This window comes from Dyella sp., assembly GCF_035486915.1.
Classification (GTDB): domain Bacteria; phylum Pseudomonadota; class Gammaproteobacteria; order Xanthomonadales; family Rhodanobacteraceae; genus Dyella_B.
This window is the reverse complement of sequence record NZ_DATHMR010000041.1, coordinates 1-4456: the sequence shown is the minus strand read 5'-3', so window position 1 is coordinate 4456 and position 4456 is coordinate 1. Positions and strand designations below refer to the sequence as shown.

Annotated in this window: 3 protein-coding genes, 1 tRNA gene and 1 pseudogene; 2 read left to right on the top strand and 3 right to left on the bottom strand. The window is 59.2% G+C overall.

Annotated elements, in window-relative coordinates; translation table 11 throughout:
- Positions 1-249 (top strand): annotated as a pseudogene (locus VK725_RS03965) (hypothetical protein); the annotation flags it as partial.
- 9 nt (positions 250-258) lie between these two features.
- On the opposite strand, the gene VK725_RS03960 reads toward VK725_RS03965, so the two are convergent.
- The gene (locus tag VK725_RS03960; protein WP_325316756.1) at positions 259-2151 is read right to left on the bottom strand and encodes an aromatic amino acid ammonia-lyase; all 1893 of its coding nucleotides are present in this window, start codon (positions 2149-2151) and stop codon (positions 259-261) included.
- A 133-nt stretch (positions 2152-2284) separates the two neighbouring features.
- The gene (gene hisS / locus VK725_RS03955; protein WP_325316755.1) at positions 2285-3658 is read right to left on the bottom strand and encodes a histidine--tRNA ligase; all 1374 of its coding nucleotides are present in this window, start codon (positions 3656-3658) and stop codon (positions 2285-2287) included.
- A gap of 160 nt (positions 3659-3818) precedes the next feature.
- Here hisS and VK725_RS03950 point away from each other — a divergent pair.
- A tRNA-Pro gene (locus tag VK725_RS03950) sits at positions 3819-3895 on the top strand.
- Between the two features lie 134 nt (positions 3896-4029).
- Here the strand turns inward: VK725_RS03950 and VK725_RS03945 are convergent.
- The coding region (locus tag VK725_RS03945) for a lytic transglycosylase domain-containing protein (protein WP_414648446.1) at positions 4030-4456 on the bottom strand (427 nt) is incomplete at its 5' end.

Here is a 4456-nt window from a genome sequence, read left to right as displayed (position 1 = left end):
CTCGCGACGTTCCTGTGGCTGAGCTTCGGCATGGTGTTGCTTTCGAGCCGCTGGCTGCGTGATCAGCGCATGAAAGAAGGAAGTCGCTTCGGCCTAGTACTCGCTTGGCTGGCGACATTCGTGCTGTGGTTTCAGGTGCTGATATCCATCTTTCCCAATGGACTGATGGAAAAGCTGGCGATTGCGCTGATACTGATTTGGTTGGGCTGGGCGTCGCGCCATTTGTTGCGCGCTGCCCAGCTGGAGTGACTCAAAGCATTAGATTGAGAACGCGCGCTTCTGGACGAGTTCGCAGACGGTCCGCACATCGCCATCCATCGCGCGGTCGCGATGCATGAAACTGACGTGCCCACGCAACGCATCGTGCGCTGTACGCACTGCCTTACCTGCGTGGAAGTCACCAACCTCGGCGAGCGCAGCAGTGAGCTGCTTCACTTCCTCGACAAATTGCGCGTAGTCAGCACTGTCTTCGCGCGGCGCATTGGCCACCTTGGAGGCCAAGGCTTGCCAGTTGCCGCGTGCAGCCAGGCGACGCGCGGCATTGAGCATTTCCTGACGGTAATCGAGCGCCTGCGCGGCAGTGTAAAGCTCAAGTGCCAGCACGTGACTGAGGTCTTCAGTCATTTCCAAAACGTGACGCGCTTCGTTCGCGCCCATCGACACATGGTCTTCGGCGTTCGCGCTGGTTGGCACCGAATACACGCTCGCCGGATGCGCACGCGTCGCCAGGTCGTTCACGAGCGCGGCCGCGGTGTATTGCACGATCATGAAGCCGGAATCGGTACCATCTTCGTTGCCAGTGAGGAACGCGGGCAAGCCGTCGCTGGTGGCCGGATCGACGAGTTTGTTGAGACGACGCTCGGAGATTGAAGCCAGCACCGGAATCGCCGCCTTCACATAGCTCATCGCCAGCGCCAGGGGCATACCGTGGAAATGGCCGGCGGAGATCACCTGCTCTTCGATATGTGTGGCGTCGGGGTTGTCCGGGAAGATCAACGGATTATCGGTGACGGCATTCAATTCGATATCGATCACGCGGCACGCCTGAGCCCAGGCATCGCGCACCGCGCCGTGCACCTGCGGCATGCAGCGCAAGCAATACGCGTCTTGCGGCTGATGTTTCTTACCGCCCTTGAACGGCAGGAAGCGGTTGTAGAACGCTTCGCGACCATGACGCTGATTAGCTGGCACCCAGTCCCAGCCAATGTCGAAACTCAGCGCCTGATCCTCCGCCGTATTCCACGCATCCGCGCTCCACTGACGGAAGCGCGGCACGAGGTGATACGGAATATCGACCAGCGTAGATCCGTTAAGCAACTCGCGCACACGCTCAGCAACCGACACCTGCCCCGGATGCGGACGCAAGGCATGCACTTCCGCACGCAGCGCACCGCTGCGGCCTGCGAAGGCATCGAGCGTCATCGATGCGGCGAGATCGGCAACATCGAGGAGATATTCGATTGTGTCGAGCGCAAGAACCGCGGTCGCCAGCATCTGTGCCGTGCCGTTGTTGAGGGCCAGACCTTCCTTGAACGAAAGGCGAATCGGTTGCAGACCGGCACGCTTCAACGCTTCGGCACCCGGCAGGCGCTCACCCTTGTAGAAGGCTTCGCCACCACCGAGCAACACGATCGCCAGATGCGACAACGGAGCCAGGTCCCCGCTCGCGCCCACCGAACCCTTCTCGGGCACCACGGGAATAACGTCCTGATTGAGCATCGCCGTCAATGCTTCCAGAGTGGCGACGCGAATACCCGAATGGCCGCGCATCAGCGTATTGATGCGAATGACCAGCATCGCGCGCACGACTTCGGCAGAAAATGGCTTGCCGACGCATACCGCGTGCGTGGTGATCAGGTTGTGCTGCAATTCTTCCAGCAACGTACCTTCAGGCTTGTGGGGATTGCCACCGGGCAATTTATCGCGCAGTCGATACGCGCCCAGCAACTTGTCCGCGTTACTGCCAAAACCCGTTGTAACGCCGTACGTCGGCTCGCCGCAACTCACCTTGTCGGCCAGAAAATCCGCCGCGTGTTGCACACGCTTGAGCTGTTCCGAATCGAGCCGCACGCCATAACCCTGGCGAGCCACGGCGATGAGTTGTTGACGGCTGAGGCTGTTGCCATCCAGCAGGATCGAGTTGCCAGTCATGCGTACTCCGCGCCCATGTGGGCAGATCTTGTTTTTGATCACGCCAACAGCGGGGAAACTGCTGGCGCATACCGCGAATCATGGTTAATAAGACTGGATCGCAACGCTAGCCGCGACCCTTCCACACCTTGTGTCAGTTGCTGATCTCTGCCTGCGCGAGCTCAACCCGCAACGTCTTGATCAGCTCGCTGCGAGCCACTTCGAATTGATCCTCACGACGCAGGTCTTTGACGGTTACCACGCCTTTTGCGAGTTCGTCTTCACCCAGCACGATTACAAAACGTATACCTGCGCGATCGGCATACTTGAACTGCTTGCCGAGCTTGCCGCCATCCAGCACGACTTCCGTAGCAATACCCGCGGCACGCAACTCACTGGCGACAGCGAGATAGGCAGGCAATTGCGCAGCATCCATCTGCGTCACGAGTACATCGACGGTGCTGCGTGCCGTGCCGATCAATCCGGCATCGCGCAACTGCCAGTACAGGCGCGTCAGGCCGATGGAGATGCCAACGCCCGGCAGATGCGATTTGGTGTACTGACCGGCAAGATTCTCGTAACGGCCACCCGAGCAGATCGAGCCGATCTGCGGATGATCGTTTAGCGTGGTCTCGTAAACCGTACCCGTGTAGTAGTCCAGACCGCGCGCGATGGAAAGATTCAGCGCGTAGTGCGTTTCGGGCACGCCGAAGGCATGGATCAGTTCCAGCACTTCCTTCAGTTCGTTGCGTCCCTGCTCCATCGTGTCGGGGCCGGGGCCAAGTGCGTCGAGCTTGCTCAAAGCATCCTTGAGCGAGGTGGAACGCACCTGTACGAAATCGAGAATTTTCTGTGCGGCTTCGGCAGTCAACGCAAAGCCTTCGCCGGTCAGCGTCTCGCGCACGTAATTGGCACCGCGCTTGTCCAGCTTGTCCACTTCGCGCAGCACCAGCGTCTGCTGCTCGGAATCGGTGACGCCAAGGCTTTCGAAATAGCCACGCATCAACTTGCGATTGTTGAGCTGGATGGTGAACGCGCCGATGTCCAGTTCGCGGAAAACGCTGTAGATCACGGCGGGCAATTCGGCGTCGTAGCGGATCGACAGGCTGTCCTTGCCGATGACGTCGATATCGCACTGGTAGAACTCACGGAAGCGTCCGCGCTGCGCGCGCTCGCCGCGATAGACGCGCTGCATCTGATAACGGCGGAACGGGAAACTGAGATCGTGTTCGTGTTCGGCGACGTAGCGAGCCAGTGGCACGGTGAGATCGAAGCGCAAAGCCAGATCGGGCTTCTCACCCTGCTCCATCGCACCCGTGGACTGCACAAAATAAACCTGACGCTCGGTCTCGCCGCCGGTCTTGGTCAGCAGCACATCCGAATATTCGATCACCGGCGTTTCCACCGGCAGAAAACCAAAGCGCTCATAATTGCGACGGATTACGTCGAGCATGCGCTGGAAAGCGATCTGGTCGAGCGGCAGCAGCTCGAGCACACCGGGCATGGTACGGGCCGGGGTAAGCGCCATGGAATCCTCTGCAAACGTTGTAGAAATGCCGCAACACGGTAGCCCGATAGCGTAGCAGATGGACCGCACTTCCCTGCCGTTTTCGGGCTTAAAGCCCCCCCGCCAGCTGCCGCCGGATGTTGCCAAGGTCACCCGGTCCCGATAAGATACGCAGCTCCCACGGGGTGTAGCTCAGCCTGGTAGAGCGCTACGTTCGGGACGTAGAAGTCGCATGTTCGAATCATGTCTCCCCGACCAATGTTTTCAATGAATTAGGCCGCCATCGTTTGGTGGCCTTTTTCGTTGACGCTGACACGCACAATCCGACGAATAAACTCCCCGCGTTCGACGCCGCGGTCATCGGCCACGCGGTCTGTTATAGGCCGGCCATCTCAGTTCACTCCTCCCACTCCCCAGGAGGACAGGATTTTTTTGATCCGTGCCGCGTAGTTTTCTCCGGTAGCGGGCGTTTCGGAGTGATACGCCGCCACGGCCCGCCAAGTGTTCCCATATTTGTCCATTTTCTGGCGCAGGTGCCACGCCGCCACGTAGGCGTTTACGCATGGATCGAGCAACTGGTGAGGTTTGACGCCAAAACGACCCAGCTCTGACAAGTGTATGGAATTGATGCCCATCATCCCGAAATCGACACTGCCGTCGGCGTTGTGACTCAGGACGGATGGTTTCATATGCGATTCCTGAAAGGCAATTGCCCTCAACACATAGGGATGAACCCGATGATAATTCGCCGCATCATCGATACAGTCCGCACGACAGGATCCGACGGCAAACAGCAGCAGCATGACGATCCAGGCGCGT

Excerpts from the sequence above, each read along its gene's own strand:
- hisS (WP_325316755.1), bottom strand. The coding sequence starts at position 3,658 with ATGGCGCTTACCCCGGCCCGTACCATGCCCGGTGTGCTCGAGCTGCTG.
- VK725_RS03960 (WP_325316756.1), bottom strand. The coding sequence starts at position 2,151 with ATGACTGGCAACTCGATCCTGCTGGATGGCAACAGCCTCAGCCGTCAA.